Raw genomic sequence first — 20,246 nt, 5'->3', positions numbered from 1 at the left:
CCACCGCGGGCGGATCCGGCCGCGGTCGATCGGCGCCCTTAGTCCCGCAGGGCCGCCATCAACCGGAGCAAGAAGTCGTCGAGGGCGGCCTTGTCGATCCAGCGCAGGACCGCCACGAGGTCGCGCTCCGGATCGCACCAGATCACGTTGTTGCCCGCTCCGAGCGCGCTGAAGGCGGAGGCGGAAAGCTGCGGTTTGGCGGTCGCCCCGCGGTTCAGCCACCAGAGATAGCCGTAGCTGTCGAGGGTGGGGGAGGGGGTCAGCATGGCGCGGATCCAGCGCGCCGACAGGAGCTGCCGTCCGTCCCAGGCCCCGCCCCGGGCGATGAGCAGCCCGAACCGGGCGTGGTCGTCCGTCCCGATGAACAGGCCGCCGCCCCAATGGCCGCCACCCGGCACAGATTGCATCCGTACGCCGCCGGCCTCCACCCAGGCGGTGTCGTAGCCCTGCCAGGCCCAGTCCTGGGACGCGCCGATCGGGTCCATGATCCGGGCGCGCAGCACCTCCGGGAGCGCCCGGCCGAAGAGGCGCATCAGGCAGTAGGCCAGAAGGTTCACCCGCACGTCGTTGTACTCGTAGTAGGTGCCCGGCGGACGCAGGGCCCGCTTCTCCCCCTTGCGGCTGTTGTCGGCCCGGGGGCCGATCTGCCGGAAGTGGTCGACCTGATCGGATTTGCCGAACAACGTGCCCCGCCACTCGCTCGATTGCTGCAGCAGGTGGCGCCACGTGATCGCGCCGTTATGCGGCCCGTCGAGGAGCGGATCGGGCACGCTCGCCCGCACCGGCGCATCCACGTCGGGGATCAGCCCGTCGTCATGGGCGAGGCCGGCCAGCACCGCGAGGTAGCTCTTGGCGATCGAGAAGGTCATGTCCGGACGGCGCGTATCGCCCCAGGCGGCGACGCGGCGTCCGCCCTTCAGGATCACGCCGGCGGGTCCGCCCCGCGGGCGCACCGGACCGGCGATGTCGCTCCAGGGCCCGCGCTCGTTCCACTCGACGATTCCGACATAGCGCCCATCGGGATAGTAGAGGCTGCGCGGCCACGCGCTCTCGCTGGCCTCGGCGAAGGCGACCGCTCCGGCGAGCCGCTCGGCATCGAATCCCGCCGCATCCGGATCCTGCTCCGCCCAGACGTCCGTCGGCCAAGTCGCCTCGATTCCCTCGGTCACACGCGATCTCCTGACGGCCGTCCCCGTCGCCGCACATGCAGGGGCCGCGCCGTGGGGATCCGGGCAAGTAGGGCGAGGACCCCGGCCCGGCAGGGCCTCGGCGGCCGGCCGAACATCGTGATCGCCCATGCCGATCCCGAGGGGTTCGCCCGGCGACTCTACGGAGCCGGCGCCCGCCTCGTCCTCGACGGGCGCATCGGAGGGCTCTGCGGTCGCCCGTCGCAGAGCACGCATCTCACGTCAGGGCCCGGACCGGGTCTCGGTCGTCCCGCACCATGAACCATCTCGACGCGATCCGGCGCAACTTCGGGCGCTGCCTCATTCCGGCCCTGTGGGCTCATGTTCCTGCCGTTGCCGCCGCCGAAGCGCTCCTGGGCGGCGGGCTACCGCCCCTGGCACCGGTCGTCGCCGCGGCGATCCTCGCGGGAACCGTGACGCTCCTGTGGCTGAATGATCCGGTCGGGCCGGCCACCCAGATCGTCAGCGGGTTGGCCCTGATCGGCATGGCGGCAAGCCTTCTCACCGTCTTCACCGGTCATCGCTGGCAGATCGACTTGCACATGTCCTTCTTCGCCTGCCTGGCCGTGCTCGTCGGATGGTGCGACCGGCGCGTGATCCTCGCGGCGACCGCCGCCATCGCGATGCATCACCTGACCCTCGACGTGGCGATGCCCGTGCCGCGGTGGCCGTCGTGAACGGGATCGTGCGCACGGTCGCCGAGGCGGCGGCCGGCACCGTCGAGGCCACCGGGGCGACCGCCGGCAGCGTGCTGGCCTCGGCCTCGGCGCTGTCGAACCAGTTCGACCATCCGGGGGCCGAGGTCGAAAGTTTCCTGGCCTCCGTCCGCGCCGCCTGATCAGACCTTGCCGGTGAAGCGCGCGGCGCAGCCCGGATGGGCCGCGACGAGATCCGCGCCGCGCGCGCGCCCCAGGACCATGCAGGCGGTCGACAGCCCGTCGGCGAGCAGTCCCGTCGGCGCCGTCACCGTCACCGAGGCGAGGCCGGGCGGGGACCGGCCCGTCGCCGGGTCGAAGATGTGGTGGTCGGTGCGGTCGTCCGAGAAGCGCATGGCGTAGTCGCCCGAGGTCGCCGCAAAGCCGGCGAACGGGGCGATCACGGTGGCGACGACGGCGGGGTCGCGGGGATCGGCGAGTCCCAGGCGCCAGGGCGTGCCGTCCGGATGCGAGCCGGACGCGCCGAACTCACCGGTATCCACGAAGGCATCGCCGATGCCGCGCGCCCGGAGCGCCGCCATCACCTGGTCGGCGGCGTAGCCCTGGATCAGGGCGTTCAGGGTCAGCGCCGTTCCGGGCTCCAGCACGATGCGGTCCGTGCCGAGATGCACGCGCCGCCAGCCGACCTGCGCCAGGGCCGCGCGGAGGGCGCCAGCCCCCGGTCGCTCGCCCCGGGCGGCGGCGCCGGCCCAGACCGGCCAGAGCGGTTGCACGGTGGGGTCGAAGGCGCCACAGGTTTCGTCCGCGAGGGCCAGGGCGAAGCGCAGCAGGGCGACGAGGTGCGGATCGGGCGCCTCCAGGATGCCGTCCCGGTTGAGCCGCGCCAGGGCGCTGTCGGCCAGGAACAGGCTGGCGGCCGCCTCCACGGCGCGCATCGTCGCGAAGCCGTCGCTCAGCGCGTCCTCGACCGCGGAGCCGTCCGGCCCCGCGGCCGTGAGCGCCACGGTCGTGCCGAAGGCGAGGCCGGCGCGGGTTCGCAGCGTCAGCCCCCGCGACGCCGCGGAGGCGCAGAACGCCGCGATTCCGCCGAACCCGGCGAGTCCGGCAGCCCCGATGAGGACGTGGCGGCGCGCGGGGGTGAAACGAGCCGGCGCACTCATCCGACGGTCACCGGCCGGGGCGCGGCGCGGTGCGCCCGCTTGCGCGCCACCACCTGCGGCACGCATTGCTCGGGATCGTGGATGATCGTCACGCACTCCATGCACTGGAAGCACTCGGCGTAGTCGATCCGGCCGGAGGGCGCGATGGCACCGTAGCGGCAGCGGACCTTGCAGAGCTGGCACGGTGAGCCGCACTCCGCCCGGCGCGGGATCCAGTCGAGGATCCGGGCTCGACCCAGGAGGGCGAGGCCGGCGCCCAGAGGACACAGGTAGCGGCAAAACCCTTTGTAGACGAAGAGGTTGAGAACGAGCAGGCCGGCCGCGTAGGCGACGAACGGCCAGGATCGCACGAAGGAGAGGGTGATGGCCGTCTTGAACGGCTCGACCTCCGAAACGGTGTCCGCGAGGGGCGATCCGGCGGCGGCGGCACCGAGAATGCCGACGAGCACGACGTACTTCACCGGACGCAATGCCCGGTCGAGGCGCGCCGGCACCGCGAGCTGCCGGATGCGCAGCGGTCGCGCGAGCAGCGCCACGAATTCCTGCAGCGCGCCGAAGGGGCAGAGCCAGCCGCAGAAGGTGCCGCGTCCCCAGGCTACCAGCGCGGCCAGCGCGAAGACCCAGAGCACTAGCGAGGGCGGGTCATAGAGCAGGAAGGCGAGGTCGTGGCTGACGGTAGCGGCGCGGACGAGACCGACGAGGGTTACGATCGAGAGCTGCGCCTGCGCGTACCAGCCCACGAAGCCGAGCGTCAGCGCCAGGAAGCCCAGGCGGAAGAGGGCGAAGCGGCGACCATCGGCCACCAGCCCGCGCTGGCGGCTCAGGACCGGCACCAGCACCGCGAGCATCAGCCCGATCAGCCCGAGTTCGGGGCCTCGGGCCCGCCACGGGTCGGTCCAGTTCGGCCCGTCCTCCGGGCGGACGCGGGTGAACAGGTCGGCGGGGAGCTTCGTCTCGACCGGGAAGGCCCGGGCGATCTTCTCCGACAGGATCTGCCCGCGCTCGCGGACGATGGTCTCGGCCAGGACCCAGGCAGCGGACGGATCGAAGCCGGCGGCCTGATCGATCCGCAGGATGGTCCAGGGACCGGGCGGGAGACCCTCGGCGCGGCCGGCGTCGCGGCGCTCCACTGCCATGTCGCGGGCGTTTACGATCAGGCCGCCCTGGCCGACGGCCAGCCGTTCGGGCACCGCGCCCAGCACGAACCGGTCGCCGATCGGGTTCTCGGGCGCGTCCTCCGGCCCGGCGCTGATCACCATCACCGCGTGGTTGCCGGGGCCGAGCTCGCGCATCAGCGCGTCGTACCGGACCTCACCCAGCAGGTTGCGGCCGATCGTCGGCACGTTGAGATAAGCAACGATGAGGTCGGTCAGCACCGCGTCGGGGCGCCCTTCGGCCCGATCCTCCACGCCGGTTCCCTTGAAGGCCGACGCGGCGTGAGCGTTCGTCACCGTCAGCCGCCCGACCCAGCCCCGGGCCACGAGATCGGCCAGGGTGAGAGGCTCGTAGAGGTCAGCCCTGGCCTCGACCTTGAGGCCGACATTGGCGGCGCCGAAGCCGAGCTTCGCGCGCGCCACAGCGAGGGCGGAGGCCAGGATCGACTGGTTGATCACCCGGGTCGAGGCGGTGGCCATGGAGATGCCGTCGACGGTGGTCTGCGGCGCGGCACCGGCGGCCCGGGCGTTCGGTCGGCCGACCCGGATCGCCTGCCGGGCCGAGAGGCCGGCATATTGCTCCACGAAGGCGAAGAGCGGCTCGGAGCCGAGGCCCTCGAGGAAGACCGGCTCGTGATGCGCGATCACCTTCACGTCGCGGAAGGTGCCGTCGGGCGCCAGAGCGATCAGCAGGTCGGGGGGCGTGCCGCCGAAGCCGGGGATCGGCGCGAGATCGACCGATTCGAAGGCGTAGGCGAACACCTCGTAGGCGCCGGCCTGCTGCTTCAGGATCGGCCAGACCGGGAGCCGGTCGTCCTTCTCGCCGACCACCAGCGGGGGCGGGAAATACTTTTCGAGGGCCGCGCGATCGAGTTGGCCGGCCCGGGCCGAGAGGGTCGGCAGGAGCAGGACGAGCAGAAGCAGCGCGGCGCGCAGGAGCATAACCGGACCCCGGCCGCCGCCCACCGCGGTCCGGAGCGCGGGTGGGCTCGGAGGCGTTCCCCTCCGCATCGGCCGGACATCCTCCCGGCTTCCGCCGCCGGCTGGGGGGGGCACACATCCCCGTCGAACACGGACGCTGACGGCGGAACGCGACGGGTCCCCTCTCCCGCATCGAAACGGGGCCCCGCGCTCCGTCCCGCCGCCTCGGCGCCAATGCCGATGGATGGATCGGATCGCCTCTGCGGAGGCGGGAGATGCCACCGTGCGGGACTGCGGAAGCCTCACGGCGCCGCACCGGCGGCGCGCCCGTCCGGTGCCTGCGCCGCCGTCATCGGCCGCGCCGCCGCGCCCCAGGGAAAGCGGCCGACCTTCACGGTCTTGATCGGCTTGAACGTCTCGGCGTCGATCACCGTCACGTCGCCCGAGACGCCGTTGGTGGTGAAGAGCCGCGTACCGGCGGCGTTGAGCGCGAGCTGCCAGACCCGGCGGCCGACCAGGATGTAGCTCTCGACCTGGAAGGTCGCGGTATCCACGACCGCGACTCGATCGGACGGACCGAGAGCCACGAAGGCGTGGCGACCGTCCTTCGACATCTGGATACCCACCGGCTGGATCCGGTCGGGCGCGATTCCCTTCACGGCGAACGCGATCGTCTCGGCGACCTTGCGGGTGGCGACATCGATCACCGAGACGGTTCCGCCGATCTCCGAGGAGGCCCAGAGGCGCGTCCCGTCCGCCGAGAACGCCGCGAAGCGCGGCCGCTGCCCGACCGGCGTGGCGTCCACCGCCTCCAGGCTCCTCGTGTCGATCCAGTGGACCATGTTGGTGGTTTCGGAGGTGGTCACGGCGGTGCGGCCGTCCGGGCTCACCGCCACACCCTCGGGCTCGATGCCGACGTCAATCTGCGCCAGGACCTTGCGGGTCTGCGCGTCCACCACGGTGGTGGTGGCGTTCTCCTCGTTGGCGATGAACAGCGTGCGCCCGTCCGGCGCCAGCGCGAACTGCTCCGGATCCTCGCCTGAGGGGAGGTTGTGCCGGACCTCGCCGGTATCCGGGTCGATCACCTGCACGGCGTCGGAATCGCTGGCGCAGACGTAGAGCGCCCGCCCGTCCTTCGAGAAGGTCAGCCCCCGGGGCCGCCGGCCGACCGGGAAGTTGCGCATCACCGCGAAGCTGTCGCCGTCGATCACCGAGACGGTGTTGTCGCGCTCGTTCGTGACGAAGATCTCCTCGGCCTGCGCCGGGGCCGATAGGCAGAGCAGGAGGGCGATGGGGGCGAGCCAGCTCATCCTGATGTCCCCGAGAACGCGCGGCAGGCACTCTCCGGCTCGTCAAGGCCGAGGGTGTCGAGTTCCGTGCGGTGGTGGAGGTAGCCCTCGATCGGCGCCGTCGCCGTGACGGCCCCGGGCCAGAGCAGGAAGACCGGCTGGCGCAGCTGCCCGTCCCAGGCGCGGAAGCTCAGCGGCCGGCCCTTGAAGCCGCCGACCTCGAAGCCGGGCGCCGCCAGGGCGGCGCGGACCGTGGCGGGATCGGTGCTGCGCGCCTTCACGGCGGCCTCGCCGATCGCGTGCACCGCCATCCATCCGGCCCAGTCGACCGGCCGCATCGGCCGCCCGGCGATCTTCCGGAACCGGCCCTGGAGCTGCACGGCCGCCCAGGCCTCCACGGGCCGCCCCCAGGCGGCAGGCGAGAGCCCCTGCGTGCCAACGACCGGCCGGGGCGCGGCGGTGTTGTAGTTCAGGCTCGCTCCGAAGGCGCCGGCCTCGTCGGCCACCGCCACCACATCGTGCTCGGGCCCGCGGGTCGGCAGGGCGAATTCGCGAAGCGCCGTGTCGCGGACATCGCCGCCCTGCGGGTCGTAGCGGGACTCGACGACGATGCGGGCCCCGAATTTCCGGGCGCTGCGCTTCAGCGCCTCGGCGTAGAGCGCGTCCCCGGGCGCCGGCCCGGTCACCAGCAGGATCCGCGACCAGCGCTTGAACGCGAGCAACTGCACCAGCGCGTCGGTCAGCATGGCGCGGGACGGCAGGACGTGGAGCAGGTTCCGCCGGCAGTCGGCGTCGCGCAGCCGCGTGTCCGGGGCGGCGATGTTGAGGAGCACGCTGCCCCGCGCCTCCGGCAGGTCGGCGAGGGCGAGGACGTCGGCGGCCGGCGCGTTCAGCACCACGAAGCGGCGGTCGGCGAGGTCGCGGAATGCCTGGCGGATGTCGTCACCCGGCTCGATTACGCTCGCGTCGAGCCCGAAGCTCAGGCCGAGGAACCGGCCCGTGGCGTTCGAATCCCTCAGGCCGAGTTCCACGCCCTTCGCACCCTCGTCATCGGGGATCGGATCCTCGTTGTTGAGGGGTACCGGCCGCTCGACCCGCCGCTCGAGGTAGTGGATCGTGAGGGGTGGCCCGGCAACCGGGGTCACGGCCTCGGCCGCGGGGGCCTGCGCCAGGCTCGCGAAGGCGAACGGCAGAAGCAGTGCGGCCAGGGACCGTCCGCACGTCCAGACCCGCCGCGCACCGGGGGACACCATCCTCGCCCGTCTCCTCACATCCCCGCGGTTCTGTTCGTTGCCGCGGATCCTACGGGCTTGATGTTGCGTGCCGATATTGGACCAAGGTGCACCCATCAGTTTTGATGCAGTGCAACACAAATTGTGGATGGACATAACCCAGTCGAACCGTACCAAAGCATAATGGGTCGGGCGCCCGGACCTTGCTAACCGTCGTTCAAAGACGACGGGAGGCGGCGGATGCGCAGGATGAAGACGGCGACGGGGGGCGTGCTCGTGGCGCTCGGACTGGCTGTCGGAGCCGGCAGCGCCCTCGGGCACGGCGACGTTCAGCCCCAGCCGGTCAAGACCGACGGGCTGAAGCCGCTGGGCACCGAGTGGGTCACCGAGAACCCCTACAAGGGCGACGCGCACGCCATCTCGATCGGCGCCTCCGGCTTCAACCAGAACTGCGCCCGGTGCCACGGCCTGGAGATGATCTCCGGCGGCCTCGCTCCGGACCTGCGATACCTGCCGCAGGGCAAGGAAGGCGACGAATACTTCGTCGAGCGCATGAAGCACGGCGCGGTGATCAACGGCGTGACCAAGATGCCGGCCTTCGAGGGGATCATCTCGCAGGAAGGCCTCTGGGCGATCCGCAGCTACATCGAGTCGAAGCATGAGGAATAGGGCGCAGCTCCTCACGGCCTGCGGGCTCGTGCTGGCGCTCCGGTTCCAGCCGGAGGCCGCCGCCCGTCCGCTCGATCAGGTCGTCGCCGACGGAACGCTGCGGGTGGCGGTCTACGGCGACAACGCCCCGTTCTCCGACGAGGTGAAGGGCAAGCCTCAGGGCATCGACGGCGACCTCGCCCGGGCCATCGCCGAGACGCTCAAGGTGAAGCTCGACCTGCGCGTGGTCGATGCCGGCGAGAACGTCGACGGCGACCTACGCCTGAATCTGTGGCGCGGGGATCTGGCGGGAACGCCGCTCGCCGACCTGATGCTGCACGTGCCCACCGATCGGCAGCTCGCCCTGCGCAACGACCAAGTGTTCTTCACGGCCCCGTATCTCGAGCAGGAGATCGCCTTCGCGTACCGGAAGGACGCACTGGAGGGTTTCGACCGGCTGGATGACATCGGCGACCGGAGCGTCGCCCTGGAGGGCACGAGCGCGGCCGACTTGATGCTGCTCACCGCGCAGGGCGGCCGGTTCCGCCCGAACCTGAAGCACTACAAGAGCTTCGAGGAGGCCGCGAAGGCATATCTCACCGGCGAGGCCCCGATCCTGGCCGGCACCCGGGCGGCGATCGAGGCGGCCCTGTCCGCCGCCAGGGCGCCGAAGGACGACAATCCGATCGCGACCGTTCCCTCGACAGGTCTCGTCAAGACCCGTTGGGAGATCGGCGGCGCGGTGCGCACCGATTCCCGGGATCTCGCCTACGCGGTCGGAGACGCGATAACGGCGTTGAAGGCGAACGGCCGCCTCAAGGCGATCTGCGAGACCTATGGCGTCAGCTATACGCCGCCGAAGGGGTATTGAGTCGCGCTTCGGTGGCGACTGACGACGACACGGAAAGGGCGCCGATCGATCCGAAACTCCGACCCATCCCCTCCCTGCCGAGATGCGGCGCAAGCCGCCTCGAAGGAGCCCCCCGGAAGGCGTCGCGATCCCTGGAGCCCTCCTTCGAGGCCGCGCTCCGCTTCGGCACCTCACGACAAGGGCGCGGTTCGGGGCGCTGCTGATGCCGCAGGCGTTACACGATCCCGCAAGGCCACACGCCGCCGCTCCGGGCTAAAGCCGGGATCGACGGCGATGTCCATTCTGTTAAATACAGTCTAATCGCCGGACCAATCGCCGACTCATTGGACCAATGGCCAATAAGACTTCTCTGAGAACATCGATAGCCTCTGTTTTCAAGGGGGCGCCCCGCGACTCGTGCGGATCACGCCGAAACCCGAATGCTCCGGCCGCACGGACCGGAGTCGAAGACGGAGGATACGTCATGAGAATGCGGACCCGGTTTCTCGCCGCGGTGGGCGTCGCTGCCCTCGTGGCGGCCGGCGCCCTCCCGGCCATGGCCGAAGGCGTCACCGAGCAGGACATCATCAACGACGCCAAGACGCCCGGCGACGTCGTTACCTACGGCCTCGGGCCGCAGGCGCAGCGGTTCAGCCCGCTGAAGACCCTCAATCGCGACAACATCAAGAGCCTCGTCCCGGCGTGGTCGTTCTCCTTCGGCGGCGAGAAGCAGCGCGGCCAGGAGAGCCAGGCGCTGGTGAAGGACGGCATCATCTACGTGACGGGCTCGTATTCGCGCATGTACGCGATCGATTCCCGCACCGGCGATAAGAAGTGGGAATACGACGCCCGCCTGCCGGAGGGCATCCTGCCCTGCTGCGACGTGGTGAACCGCGGCGCCGCGCTCTACAAGGATAACGTCTACTTCGGCACGCTCGACGCCAAGCTCGTCGCCCTCAACACCAAGACCGGCAAGGTGGTCTGGCGCAAGGACATCGACGACTTCAAGGCCGGCTACAGCTACACGGCCGCCCCGATCATCGTGAAGGGCAAGATCATCACCGGCGTGTCCGGCGGCGAGTTCGGCGTGATCGGGCGCATCGAGGCCCGCGACGCCGAGACCGGCGAGGTGGTGTGGAAGCGCCCCGTGATCGAGGGCCACATGGGCGAGCTCAACGGCAAGCCCTCGACCATGACGGGCAAGGTCAACGAGTCCTGGCCCGGCGACATGTGGAAGTTCGGCGGCGGCGCCACGTGGCTCGGCGGCACCTACGACCCCGAGACCAACCTGATCTACTTCGGCACCGGCAACCCGGGCCCGTGGAACTCCTGGCTGCGGCCGGGCGACAACAAGTGGACGTCCTCGCGCCTCGCCCTCAACCCCGACAACGGCGAGATCGTCTGGGGCTTCCAGACCACCCCGCACGACGGCTGGGACTTCGACGGCGTCAACGAGTTCGTGCCGTTCGACCTGAACAAGGGCGGGAAGACCATCAAGGCCGGCGCCACCGCCGACCGCAACGGCTTCTTCTACGTCCTGGACCGGACCAACGGGAAGTTCATCTCGGCGACGCCGTTCGTCGAGAAGATCAACTGGGCCAAGGGCATCGATGAGAACGGCCGCCCGATCTACAACGAGGAGAACCGGCCCGGCGACCCGAGCAAGGCGACCGGCGACGACAAGAAGGGCAAGTCGGTCTTCGCGGTGCCGAGCTTCCTCGGCGGCAAGAACTGGATGCCGATCGGCTACAGCCCCGACACCAAGCTCTTCTACGTGCCCTCCAACGAGTGGGGCATGGATATCTGGAACGAGCCGGTGAACTACAAGAAGGGCGCGGCCTATCTCGGCGCCGGCTTCACCATCAAGCCGGTCTTCGACGACCATATCGGCTCGCTCAAGGCGATCGACCCGGCCTCCGGCAAGGTCGTGTGGGAGTACAAGAACAAGGCCCCGCTCTGGGCCGGCGTGCTCACCACCGCGGGCAACCTCGTCTTCACCGGCACGCCCGAGGGCTTCCTGAAGGCCTTCGACGCCAAGACCGGCGAGGAGGTGTGGAAGTTCCAGGTCGGCACCGGCGTGGTCTCCTCGCCGATCACCTGGGAGCAGGACGGCGAGCAGTGGGTCGGCGTCGCGGCCGGCTGGGGCGGCGCGGTTCCGCTGTGGGGCGGCGAGGTGGCCAAGTCGACCGCCGGCATCAACCAGGGCGGCAGCTTCTGGGCGTTCAAGCTGCCGAAGACGGTGGCGTCGCGCTGAGGCGCACCGAAGAAAGCGTGCCGGTTCCGGATCGGGCCGGCACGCTCAGGCCTCGGGGCGCAACGGCGGCCGTCTCAACACCCGCTTGCGCCCCGGGGCTGCTTCCATCACCTTTCGGACCTCCCGCCCGCGTTTTCGGCGGATCCTGTGAGGATCTCGAGCGAAGGACCGAGGTGTCCGTGCATCTCCTGATCGTCGACGATCATCCCCTGTTCCGTGACGCCCTGGCGGCCACGATCCGCCTCGCGCATCCGGATGCGGTTCTGCACGAGGCCGACGGGATCGAGGCGGCGTGCGCAGTCCTCTCAGCGAACCGTAACATCGACCTGACGCTCCTCGACCTGTCGATGCGCGGCGTCACCGGGTTCGACGGTCTGATCACCATCCGGGCGAGCTTCCCGCGCATCCCGATCCTGATCGTGTCCGGCCACGAGGATCCGCGCATCGTGCGCGAGGCCCTGCAGCACGGCGCGGCCGGGTTCGTCCCGAAGGCGATGGACAAGGCGACGCTCACCCGGGCGATCACCGAGGTGATGAGCGGCGCGCTGTTCCTGCCGCCGGGCTTCACCGAGGCCAGTGCACCGGCGCCGCGGAGCAAGAAGGCGCCCTTGCCCGAACGCCTCGCCCGGCTGACGCCTCAGCAGCTGCGAGTGCTGATGATGATCCGGCAGGGCAAGCTCAACAAGCAGATTGCCCACGAGCTTCAGGTCGGCGACTCGACCGTGAAGGCGCATGTGTCCGAGATCCTGCGCAAGCTCGAAGTGATCAGCCGGACGCAGATCGTGATCGACACGGCATCCCTGGATTTCAAACAGATCCACAACACGCATCCCGCCTGACGCCTCCGCCGTCCTGACCACGCGGCGCGATACGATCCGTGCCGTCGTGAGGAACGAGTCAGCGTGATCCAGGCCGAGCGACATCGATCAGCGTGGCGCCGGCTGGAGCGCCCCCGTGGGGTCGCGACGGCGGCGGCTGACACCACGCCGAGGCACATGCCTTCGATGCTGCACGCCCGTCTTTTGAGGCGAAGCCATTCGTTGACCGCAACTCTGCTCCCGCGCGGTGCCGCCTCGTCATAATCGATATGATGCTATCTATCAGCATGCAATCCGATTGACCTGCGTCTCGATTGGGCCCTCGCGGTGGTGGACCGGACCGTGACCGACATCGACGATCCGAATACGCACGAGAAGCTCCAGCAGGCCGTGACGCACGCCCTGCTGACGACCGGCCGGCACTGGCGGCGCGCCGCCAACACCGTCGCCGAGGCGCATGGCCTGTCCGACGCGACCGCGCACCCGCTGATCATCATCGGCCGGATGGCCGAGGCGCCGCGTCAGAACGTCCTGGCGGACGCAGTCGGCATTGAAGGCCCCTCTCTGGTCCGCCTGATCGATCAGCTCGCCGCCGCCGGGCTGGTGGTGCGCCGCGAGGATCCATCCGACCGTCGCGCCAAGGTGCTGGGCCTGACCGCCCGCGGCCGCCAAGTGTTCGAGCGGATCGAGGCTGAGCTCTCCACCCTGCGGGCGCAGGTTTTCGCCGGGGTCAGCCGCGCCGATCTCGAAGCGAGCCTCCGGGTCTTCGCAGCACTCCAGCGCCACGGCCGCGCGGTCGCCGGGCTCGCGCTGGAGCCCGCGTCGTGACCCTGCCCGGATGGCGCGACTGGGCCTTCGCGCTGAAGACCTACGCGGCGGCGATGCTCGCCCTATACCTGGCGCTGTGGATCGACCTGCCCCGGCCCTACTGGGCACTCGGGACCGTCTACATCACCAGCCAAGTGCTCTCCGGAGCGACGCGCTCGAAAGCCGTCTACCGGGTCTGCGGCACGGTGCTCGGCGCGGCGGTGAGCGTCGTGCTGGTGCCGAACCTCGTCAACGCGCCGATCCTGCTGAGCCTGGCGGTGGCGCTCTGGGTCGCGGCCTGCCTCTACGTCTCGCTCCTCGACCGCACGCCCGCGAGCTACCTGCCGATGCTCGCCGGCTACACGGCCGCGCTGATCGGCTTTCCGGCGGTGGACGATCCCAACGCGATCTTCGACACCGCCGTCGCGCGCGCCGAGGAGATCTCGCTGGGGATCCTGTGCGCCAGCCTCGTCGCCACGCTCGTGATGCCGCAATCGGCCGCCCCGGCGATCATCGACCGGCTGAACCTGTGGCTGGCCGAGGCGCGAGCCTGGATCCAGGGTGCCCTGGCGCCGACTGGGGCGCCGGAAACGCGCGACGCCGAGCAGGCCAAGCGCTTGCGCCTCGCGTCGGACGCGATCGGCCTCGACGCCCTCGGCCTCGCCCTGCGCAACGAGGCCACCGGCTCGGAGGGGGCCGCGAAGGCCTGCGCGCTGCTCCGCCAGCACATGTTGATGGTCCTGCCGATCGCCGCCGCCGTGGCGGACCGCGTGGCGATCCTGGAGCAGGCGGGCGCGCTCCCGGCCCGCGCCCGGGCCTTCCTGTCGGACCTCGCCGTGTGGCTCGCCGACGACCGCGACGACCCGGAGGGCGCCGCGGAGCTGCGCGGTCGGATCGACGGGTTCGAGCCGGTCCTCGGACCTGCGCCGGACTGGACCGCATTGCTACTGGGGAGCCTGGCGGTCCGTCTGCGGGACGTGATCGACTTGCGGCAGGACCTGCGCGCGCTCCGCGGCCACGTGGCCGCCGGCACCGCACCCACGGCGCCGCTCGCCTTCGCGTACACGGCCCGGGTGCGGACCATCCGCCATCGCGATCACGGTCGCGCGGCGTTCTCGGCCCTGGGCGTGTTCGTCGGGCTGCTGGCCTGCTGCGCCGTCTGGATCGCCACCGGCTGGCCCGACGGGTCTGCGGCGCCGATGATGGGGGCGGTCGCCTGCTGCCTGTTCGCCGCGCAGGACGACCCGGCGCCGCAAATCCTCGGATTCACCAACTCGGCGATCGTCGGCGCCCTCGGCGCGGGATTCTGCCTGTTCGCGGTCCTGCCGCTCGCCACCAGTTTCGAGATGCTGGCCCTAGCGCTGGCGCCCGCCCTGATCCTGTGCGGCCTGATGATGACGCAGCCGCGCTTCGCCCCGATGGGCATGGGCGCGGCCCTCAACGGTGCCACCCTGCTGGCCCTTCAGAACGGTTACAGCGGCGACTTCGCGCCCTTCGCCAACGGGGTCGTCGCGTCGGTGACGGGAATGTGGATCGCCGCCGTGGTGACCCGGCTGATCCGCTCGGTCGGCGCCGGGTGGAGCGCGCGGCGGCTGGTGGGGATCAACCGGCGCAGCCTCACGGCGGCCGCGGACGGGCGCGGCGCTGGGCACGGCCTCGAACTCGCGGCCCTGATGCTCGACCGCGTCGGCCTGATCGCCCCGCGTCTGACAGCACTCCCGGCTGAGACCGCGGCGGCGATGGGCGACCTGCTGGCCGACGTGCGGGTGGGCATCAACCTCGTTGAGGTGCGGCGGGTGCGCCGACAGCTGCCGGGGGCGGCTCACGCCGCCGTCGACCACCTCCTGGCGATGGCGGCCCGCCAGTTGCGCGATCGGACGGACCACGGCGACGCCGATCTCCACGCCCATCTCCTCGCCGCCCTCGACGGAGCCCTCGATGCCGTCGCGGGCGCCACGGCGTCGCCGGAGCGCCGAGCCGCCCTGATCGGGCTGACCGGCCTGCGCCGCGGCCTGTTCCCCGACGCGCCCGCCTATAGGGCCGCGACCGTGCCGGACGACCGGGAGATGGCGGCATGATGGGCGAGATCGACCTGTACGGAGTGTTCGTGCCCGGCCTCGCCCTCTGGATGGCCATCGCGTTCGCACTGAGCCTGCCGCTGCGCCGCCTGCTTGCGGCGGCCGGCTTTTACCGCCTCGTCTGGCACCGGCCGCTCTTCGACCTCGCCCTCTACGTCGTCCTGCTCGGCGGCGTCGTGACCCTCGCCCACCGGACCCTGCAATGACCGCCGTTCTCTCCGTCCTCGGCCGCCTCCTGGTCACCCTCGGCATGGTCGCCGCGGCGCTGATCGTCGGCCTCGGCCTGTGGGACTACTACATGGAGGCACCCTGGACTCGGGACGGTCGGGTGCGCGCCGACGTTGTGGCGGTGGCGCCCGACGTGTCCGGCCTCGTCACCGAGGTGCTGGTGGAGGACAATCAGGTCGTGCGGACGGGCGACATCCTGTTCCGGATCGATCCGGACCGGTTCCGCCTCGGGCTGCGGCAGGCGGAGGCGATGGTGGAGGGCCGCAAGGCCACCGCCGAGCAGAATGCGGCCGACTACGCCCGCTACAGCAAGCTCTCCGACGCGGCGGTCTCGCAGCAGAAGGTCGAGGCCGCCAGGGCGGCCGACCTGTCCGCCCAGGCGGCCTACGAGCAGGCCCGGGCCGACCGCGACCTCGCCAAGCTCAATCTGGAGCGCTCGGCGGTGCGGGCCTCGGTCAACGGCCGGATCGCCAACATGGAGCTGCGGCCGGGCGCCTACGTCACCACCGGGCGGGGCGTGATGGCGCTGATCGACCGCGACACGGTGCGGATCGAGGGCTACTTCGAGGAGACCAAGCTGCCGCGCATCCGGGTCGGCGCGCCGGCGACCGTCCAGCTGATGGGCGAGGACGGCGTGCTCCGGGGCCGCGTGGCGAGCATCGCGGGCGGCATCGGCGAGACCGGCCGCAGCGACGCCACCAACCTCCTGGCCAACGTCAACCCGACCTTCTCGTGGGTGCGCCTCGCCCAGCGCATCCCGGTGCGGATCACCCTCGACGGCGGCACGGCGGATCCGCGGCTGGTGAGTGGCCGGACCGCGACGGTGTCGATAGCGCCCGCGGCGGGCGCGGAGACCCTGCGCTGGCCTTGGATGGCGTGGCGCGAGGCGCTCGCCCGCTGAGACGGCGGCCGAACCATCCCCCGGCACCCGGGTTGGCCTGACACGACGAATCAGGAGGTCCCCATGACGAAGACGATCCTCGCGCTGGCCACGTCCCTCGTGCTCGCTACATCGGGCGCGGCGCTGGCCCAGGCTCTGCACACCGGCGGGAGCGACCGGGGCAACGTCAACAAGTCGGGCGCGGTGGGCGGCACCGGCACAGGCAGTGCGGAGCGCACCGGCTCCACCGGCTTGGCGCCCGGTACGAGTGGCGGCCCGCGCGTCAGCACCCCGGGTGCCGCCGGTGGCAGCAGCATGGGCAACGGCACCACAGGCAGCGGCGCGGCACCGAGCGGTCGGTAGGCCTCGCGGTCGCTTCGGAGCAGCCCGCAGGTGGCAGCTTGCGTGGCGAGCCCGGAGAGCCGTCGCAAGCACCTCTTCATCCCGGGCCACGCAACGGCGCCCGGAATTCGGATCCGTCGACGCGATTTCTATTGCACCGTCGGCGGATCTGGCATTCGGACGCCCCGGAAGGACGCTGACACTCAGCGCAAGGGCGCCGGGGCGAGCGTCAGGCGCCGAGCCCGCCCACGCACAGGTACTTCGTGTTCAGGTAATCCTCGATGCCCTGATACGAGCCCTCGCGGCCGAGGCCGGATTCCTTCACGCCGCCGAAGGGCGCCACCTCGGTGGTGATGATCCCCTCGTTGATCCCGACCATGCCGTATTCCAGCGCCTCCGCCACCCGGAAGGTGCGGCCGAGGTCGCGGGTGTAGAAGTAGCAGGCGAGGCCGTACTCGGTGTCGTTGGCCATGCGGATCGCCTCGGCCTCGTCGCGGAACCGGAACAGCGGCGCCAGGGGGCCGAAGGTCTCCTCGCGGGCCACCGCCATGGCAGGGGTGGCGCCGGTGATCACCGTCGGCTCGAAGAACTGCCCGCCGAGCGCGTGGCGGTGGCCGCCCGCGACCACCCGGCCGCCCTTCTCGACGGCGTCGCGGATATGCGCCTCGGTCTTCTCAACGGCCGCCATGTCGATCAGCGGCCCTTGCGCGACGCCGTCCTCGAAGCCGTTGCCGACCTTCAGGCGGTTGGCGGCCTCGGCCATCTTCTCCGCGAAGGCGTCGTAGATCCCGTCCTGCACCAGGAAGCGGTTGGTGCAGATGCAGGTCTGGCCGGAATTGCGGTACTTGGCGAGCATCGCGCCGGCGACGGCCTTGTCGAGGTCGGCGTCGTCGAACACGATGAAGGGCGCGTTGCCGCCGAGCTCCATCGAGACCTTCTTCACCGTGTGGGCGGCCTGCTCCAGCAGCACCTTGCCGACCTCGGTGGAGCCCGTGAACGTGATCTTCTTCACGAGCGGGTTGCCGGTCATCTCGGCGCCGATCGCCCGGGCCGAGCCGGTGAGGATCGAGACCGTGCCGGCCGGGAAGCCGGCGCGCTCGCACAGCACGCCCCAGGCGAGGCCCGAGAGCGGGGTCTGCGAGGCCGGCTTGATCACGATCGGGCAGCCGGCGGCCAGCGCCGGGGCGATCTTGCGGGCGATCATGGAGGACGGGAAGTTCCACGGCGTGATCGCCGCCACCACGCCGACCGGCTCCTTGGTGACGAGGATCTTGCGGTCGCCCCAGGGGGAGGGGATCACGTCGCCGTAGACGCGGCGCGCTTCTTCCGCGAACCAGAGGACGTAGGCCGCCGACATGGCGACCTCGCCGCGGGCTTCGGTCAGCGACTTGCCCTGCTCGGCGGTGAGGATCTGCGCGAGGTCCTCCTGGTGCTCGGTGACGAGCGCCGCGAGCTTGCGCAGCAGCACGGCGCGCTCGTTGGCGGTCTTGGCGCGCCAAGCCGGGTAGGCCGCGTGGGCGGCCTTGATCGCTTGGGCCGTCTCCTCGGCGCCGGCACTCGGCACCCTGGCGATCAGCGCGCCGGTCGCCGGGTTGGTGACGTCGATGCTGCCGGAGCCGGCCTTCGACCATGTGCCGCCGATCAGGCAGGACTCGACCAGCAGGGCGCGGTCCTTCAGGGAGAGGGTCTCGAACTCAGGCATCCAACGGTTCCTTCGGCGGCTGCGGCATGTCGGTTTCCGACATTACCGTCCGCGGCTTGAGGGGCACGCTCTGGGCCGTATTCCTCGCCTGCGCCTCGGCTTTTGTCTCGAAGACATGGGGAGCCAGATCGCGGCTCGCCAACGAGGCGCCAAGTTTCAATCGCAAGAACGCGCTCGTCGTATACCGGGATGCGGTCTCGTAATAGCGGTTTTCGAGGTAGGCGATCGCTGAGAAGTAGGCGTCGCTCACCGTCGGGTCGATCTCGAACCCGTCGTAGTTCGCGATCAGGTGGACCTTGCGGCCGATCTCCTGGCAGGCGCGCTCGTATTCGCGGCGCACCAGCTCGACATCGTCGATGGTCCGGACCTGGAAACCTTCGAGGTTCGAGAACAGGATGTTGCGCTCCGGATCGTAGCTGATCCGCTCCGCGAGCGAGAGCCCGAGGAGCCAGGGCTCCAGCGCCATCACGGCCTCGCGGAACAGGCGCGGATCCATCGGCTTCGGGTCCTGCACGATCGGCGTGAAGCCCATCTGGCCGAGGATGTCCCGCGCGATGTCGATGCCCGGCGCGACCTCGATCAGCTCCATGCCGGCCCGCGTCCGGCGGAACACGCAGCGCTCGGTCACGTAGAGCACCGGCTGACCACGCTCGGCCGCGTAGGACCCCGAGAAGGTTACCTGCTCCACCGCGCCGACGAACTTGCGCGAACGTCCCTCGGCGAGGATCCGGATGCCGCCATCCTCCACCGCCACCTTGAGGCCGTCGGCCGTGAAAGTCCCGGCGAAGACGAGGCTCTTGGCGTTCTGCGAGATGTTGATGAACCCGCCCGCGCCCGCGAGCCGCTTGCCGAAGCGGCTGACGTTGACGTTGCCCTCCGCGTCGCACTGGGCGAGGCCGAGGCAGGCGAGGTCGAGGCCGCCGCCGTCGTAGAAGTCGAATTGCTGGTTCTGGTGCAACACCGCGGCCGGGTTCAGGGCGGCGCCGAAATCGAGACCGCCCTGCGGCAGGCCGCCGATCACGCCCGGCTCGGCGGTGAGCGTCAGGTACTTGAGCACCCGCTCCTCGGCGGCGACCGCCGCGACGCCCTCGGGCATGCCGATGCCGAGATTGACCACGCCGCCGGGTGGTAGCTCGAAGGCGCAGCGCCGGGCGATGACCTTGCGGGTGTCGAGCGCCATTGGGGCGATCCGGTCGAGCGGCACGCGCTGGCGGCCGGTGAAGGCGTGGTTGTAGGGCGTGCCGTAGGTCTGGCGGTGGTTCTCGGGCTGGCTGAGCACGACGCAATCGACCAGCACGCCCGGCACCTGCACCTCGCGTGGGTTGAGCGAGCCAGCCTCGGCCAGCCGCTCCACCTGGGCGATGACGAAGCCGCCCGAGTTCTTGGCGGCCATGGCGGCGGCGAGGTTGTCGAGGGTGAGCGCCTCGCGCTCCATGGTGATGTTGCCGGCGGGGTCGGCGGTGGTGCCGCGGATCAGCGCGACGTTGACCGGGAAAGCCTTGTAGTGGAGCCAGGATTCACCGCCGAGCTCGACCACGCTGACGAGGTCCTCGCGGGTCACGGCGTTGAGCTTGCCGCCCTCGAGCCGCGGGTCGACGAAGGTGCGCAGGCCGACCTTGGTGATGTGGCCGGGGGTGTGGGCGGCGATCTCCCGGTAGAGGTGCGAGACCACGCCGAGCGGCAGGTTGTAGGCCTCGATCAGGCCCTCGACAGCCATCGCCCCGAGCTTCGGCACGAGCGCCCAGTGGCCGCCGACGACCCGCTTCACGAGGCCCGGAATGGCCAGCTGGTTGAGGCCGCGCTCCTTGCCGTCGCCGGGGGCGGCGGCGAACATCAGCCCGAGCCCGTGCGGGCCGGTGCCGGATGTGAAGCGCCGCGCCAGCGCCAGGATCAACTCGTCCGGGGTGCCGATCCCGACGAAGCCCGACACCGCGACCATGTCGCCGTCCTGGAGGATGGCGATCGCCTCGTCGGCGCTGACGATCTTGTTCTTCAGGCTGCCCATGGATTGGTCCTCGGCGCCCGGAATGCGCGCCTCTC

General features: G+C 70.8%; 18 protein-coding genes. 11 read left to right on the top strand and 7 right to left on the bottom strand.

What is annotated here, in order from left to right:
- Nucleotides 1–38 precede the first annotated feature (38 nt).
- Complete coding sequence (locus MFF58_RS20435; RefSeq protein WP_238290733.1) at nt 39–1,169, bottom strand: serine hydrolase domain-containing protein; 1,131 nt, start codon at nt 1,167–1,169, stop codon at nt 39–41.
- Between the two features lie 275 nt (nt 1,170–1,444).
- Here MFF58_RS20435 and MFF58_RS20430 point away from each other — a divergent pair, with 275 nt between their 5' ends.
- Both MFF58_RS20430 and MFF58_RS20425 read left to right on the top strand, forming a co-directional pair.
- Nucleotides 1,445–1,864 (top strand): hypothetical protein, encoded by a 420-nt coding sequence (locus MFF58_RS20430; protein ID WP_238290732.1) that lies wholly within the window; start codon nt 1,445–1,447, stop codon nt 1,862–1,864.
- Nucleotides 1,852–2,025: a hypothetical protein gene (locus tag MFF58_RS20425; RefSeq protein WP_238290765.1), complete on the top strand. Its 174-nt coding sequence runs from the start codon at nt 1,852–1,854 to the stop codon at nt 2,023–2,025. The genes MFF58_RS20430 and MFF58_RS20425 overlap by 13 nt, the downstream gene beginning before the upstream one ends.
- On the opposite strand, the gene MFF58_RS20420 is transcribed toward MFF58_RS20425, so the two are convergent.
- From MFF58_RS20420 to pedA1, 4 genes are all read right to left on the bottom strand, one after another.
- The gene (locus MFF58_RS20420; RefSeq protein ID WP_238290730.1) at nt 2,026–3,003 is read right to left on the bottom strand and encodes an FAD:protein FMN transferase; all 978 of its coding nucleotides are present in this window, start codon (nt 3,001–3,003) and stop codon (nt 2,026–2,028) included.
- The gene (locus MFF58_RS20415) at nt 3,000–5,099 is read right to left on the bottom strand and encodes a 4Fe-4S binding protein (RefSeq protein WP_238290763.1); all 2,100 of its coding nucleotides are present in this window, start codon (nt 5,097–5,099) and stop codon (nt 3,000–3,002) included. Before MFF58_RS20415 ends, MFF58_RS20420 begins: the two co-directional genes overlap by 4 nt.
- Nucleotides 5,100–5,380: 281 nt before the next feature.
- Nucleotides 5,381–6,388: a YVTN family beta-propeller repeat protein gene (locus tag MFF58_RS20410; protein ID WP_238290728.1), complete on the bottom strand. Its 1,008-nt coding sequence runs from the start codon at nt 6,386–6,388 to the stop codon at nt 5,381–5,383.
- Complete coding sequence (pedA1, locus tag MFF58_RS20405) at nt 6,385–7,620, bottom strand: lanthanide ABC transporter ABC transporter substrate-binding protein PedA1 (RefSeq protein WP_238290725.1); 1,236 nt, start codon at nt 7,618–7,620, stop codon at nt 6,385–6,387. The genes MFF58_RS20410 and pedA1 overlap by 4 nt, the downstream gene beginning before the upstream one ends.
- A 219-nt stretch (nt 7,621–7,839) precedes the next feature.
- Between pedA1 and pedF the strand changes: the two genes are divergently transcribed.
- From pedF to MFF58_RS20360, 9 genes are all read left to right on the top strand, one after another.
- Nucleotides 7,840–8,268: a cytochrome c-550 PedF gene (gene pedF / locus MFF58_RS20400; protein WP_373323366.1), complete on the top strand. Its 429-nt coding sequence runs from the start codon at nt 7,840–7,842 to the stop codon at nt 8,266–8,268.
- Nucleotides 8,258–9,118, top strand: coding sequence for a substrate-binding periplasmic protein (locus MFF58_RS20395; protein ID WP_238290721.1), 861 nt, complete (start codon nt 8,258–8,260; stop codon nt 9,116–9,118). The genes pedF and MFF58_RS20395 overlap by 11 nt, the downstream gene beginning before the upstream one ends.
- Nucleotides 9,119–9,581: 463 nt before the next feature.
- Nucleotides 9,582–11,351, top strand: coding sequence for a PQQ-dependent methanol/ethanol family dehydrogenase (locus tag MFF58_RS20390; protein WP_238290719.1), 1,770 nt, complete (start codon nt 9,582–9,584; stop codon nt 11,349–11,351).
- A 179-nt stretch (nt 11,352–11,530) separates the two neighbouring features.
- Nucleotides 11,531–12,190, top strand: coding sequence for a response regulator (locus MFF58_RS20385; RefSeq protein WP_238290717.1), 660 nt, complete (start codon nt 11,531–11,533; stop codon nt 12,188–12,190).
- A gap of 321 nt (nt 12,191–12,511) precedes the next feature.
- On the top strand, nt 12,512–12,997 hold the full coding sequence (locus MFF58_RS20380; protein WP_238290716.1) for a MarR family winged helix-turn-helix transcriptional regulator: 486 nt from the start codon (nt 12,512–12,514) through the stop codon (nt 12,995–12,997).
- Nucleotides 12,994–15,054, top strand: a complete 2,061-nt coding sequence (locus tag MFF58_RS20375; protein WP_238290715.1) for an FUSC family protein — start codon at nt 12,994–12,996, stop codon at nt 15,052–15,054. Before MFF58_RS20380 ends, MFF58_RS20375 begins: the two co-directional genes overlap by 4 nt.
- On the top strand, nt 15,051–15,260 hold the full coding sequence (locus MFF58_RS20370) for a DUF1656 domain-containing protein (protein WP_238290714.1): 210 nt from the start codon (nt 15,051–15,053) through the stop codon (nt 15,258–15,260). Before MFF58_RS20375 ends, MFF58_RS20370 begins: the two co-directional genes overlap by 4 nt.
- Complete coding sequence (locus tag MFF58_RS20365) at nt 15,257–16,183, top strand: efflux RND transporter periplasmic adaptor subunit (protein WP_238290713.1); 927 nt, start codon at nt 15,257–15,259, stop codon at nt 16,181–16,183. The genes MFF58_RS20370 and MFF58_RS20365 overlap by 4 nt, the downstream gene beginning before the upstream one ends.
- 63 nt (nt 16,184–16,246) lie before the next feature.
- Nucleotides 16,247–16,525: a hypothetical protein gene (locus tag MFF58_RS20360; RefSeq protein ID WP_238290712.1), complete on the top strand. Its 279-nt coding sequence runs from the start codon at nt 16,247–16,249 to the stop codon at nt 16,523–16,525.
- Between the two features lie 208 nt (nt 16,526–16,733).
- Here the strand turns inward: MFF58_RS20360 and MFF58_RS20355 are convergent, their stop codons facing one another.
- On the bottom strand, nt 16,734–18,206 hold the full coding sequence (locus tag MFF58_RS20355; RefSeq protein WP_238290711.1) for an NAD-dependent succinate-semialdehyde dehydrogenase: 1,473 nt from the start codon (nt 18,204–18,206) through the stop codon (nt 16,734–16,736).
- Nucleotides 18,199–20,211 carry an acyl CoA:acetate/3-ketoacid CoA transferase gene (locus MFF58_RS20350; RefSeq protein WP_238290710.1) on the bottom strand — a complete coding sequence of 671 codons (2,013 nt, stop codon included), beginning with the start codon at nt 20,209–20,211 and terminating at the stop codon, nt 18,199–18,201. Before MFF58_RS20350 ends, MFF58_RS20355 begins: the two co-directional genes overlap by 8 nt.
- Between the last annotated feature and the right edge of the window lie 35 nt (nt 20,212–20,246).

The sequence above is a fragment of the Methylobacterium longum genome (assembly GCF_022179385.1).
Lineage (GTDB): Bacteria > Pseudomonadota > Alphaproteobacteria > Rhizobiales > Beijerinckiaceae > Methylobacterium > Methylobacterium longum.
Note: the sequence above shows the minus strand (reverse complement) of the source record. Positions and strands in the feature narration are given on the sequence as shown.

Coding starts and splice junctions, on each gene's coding strand:
- MFF58_RS20370 (WP_238290714.1), top strand. CDS start 15,051: ATGATGGGCGAGATCGACCTGTACGGAGTGTTCGTGCCCGGCCTCGCC.
- MFF58_RS20365 (WP_238290713.1), top strand. CDS start 15,257: ATGACCGCCGTTCTCTCCGTCCTCGGCCGCCTCCTGGTCACCCTCGGC.
- pedF (WP_373323366.1), top strand. CDS start 7,840: ATGCGCAGGATGAAGACGGCGACGGGGGGCGTGCTCGTGGCGCTCGGA.
- MFF58_RS20350 (WP_238290710.1), bottom strand. CDS start 20,211: ATGGGCAGCCTGAAGAACAAGATCGTCAGCGCCGACGAGGCGATCGCC.
- MFF58_RS20430 (WP_238290732.1), top strand. CDS start 1,445: ATGAACCATCTCGACGCGATCCGGCGCAACTTCGGGCGCTGCCTCATT.
- MFF58_RS20420 (WP_238290730.1), bottom strand. CDS start 3,003: ATGAGTGCGCCGGCTCGTTTCACCCCCGCGCGCCGCCACGTCCTCATC.
- MFF58_RS20410 (WP_238290728.1), bottom strand. CDS start 6,388: ATGAGCTGGCTCGCCCCCATCGCCCTCCTGCTCTGCCTATCGGCCCCG.
- MFF58_RS20360 (WP_238290712.1), top strand. CDS start 16,247: ATGACGAAGACGATCCTCGCGCTGGCCACGTCCCTCGTGCTCGCTACA.
- MFF58_RS20395 (WP_238290721.1), top strand. CDS start 8,258: ATGAGGAATAGGGCGCAGCTCCTCACGGCCTGCGGGCTCGTGCTGGCG.
- MFF58_RS20355 (WP_238290711.1), bottom strand. CDS start 18,206: ATGCCTGAGTTCGAGACCCTCTCCCTGAAGGACCGCGCCCTGCTGGTC.
- MFF58_RS20415 (WP_238290763.1), bottom strand. CDS start 5,099: ATGCTCCTGCGCGCCGCGCTGCTTCTGCTCGTCCTGCTCCTGCCGACC.
- MFF58_RS20390 (WP_238290719.1), top strand. CDS start 9,582: ATGAGAATGCGGACCCGGTTTCTCGCCGCGGTGGGCGTCGCTGCCCTC.
- pedA1 (WP_238290725.1), bottom strand. CDS start 7,620: ATGGTGTCCCCCGGTGCGCGGCGGGTCTGGACGTGCGGACGGTCCCTG.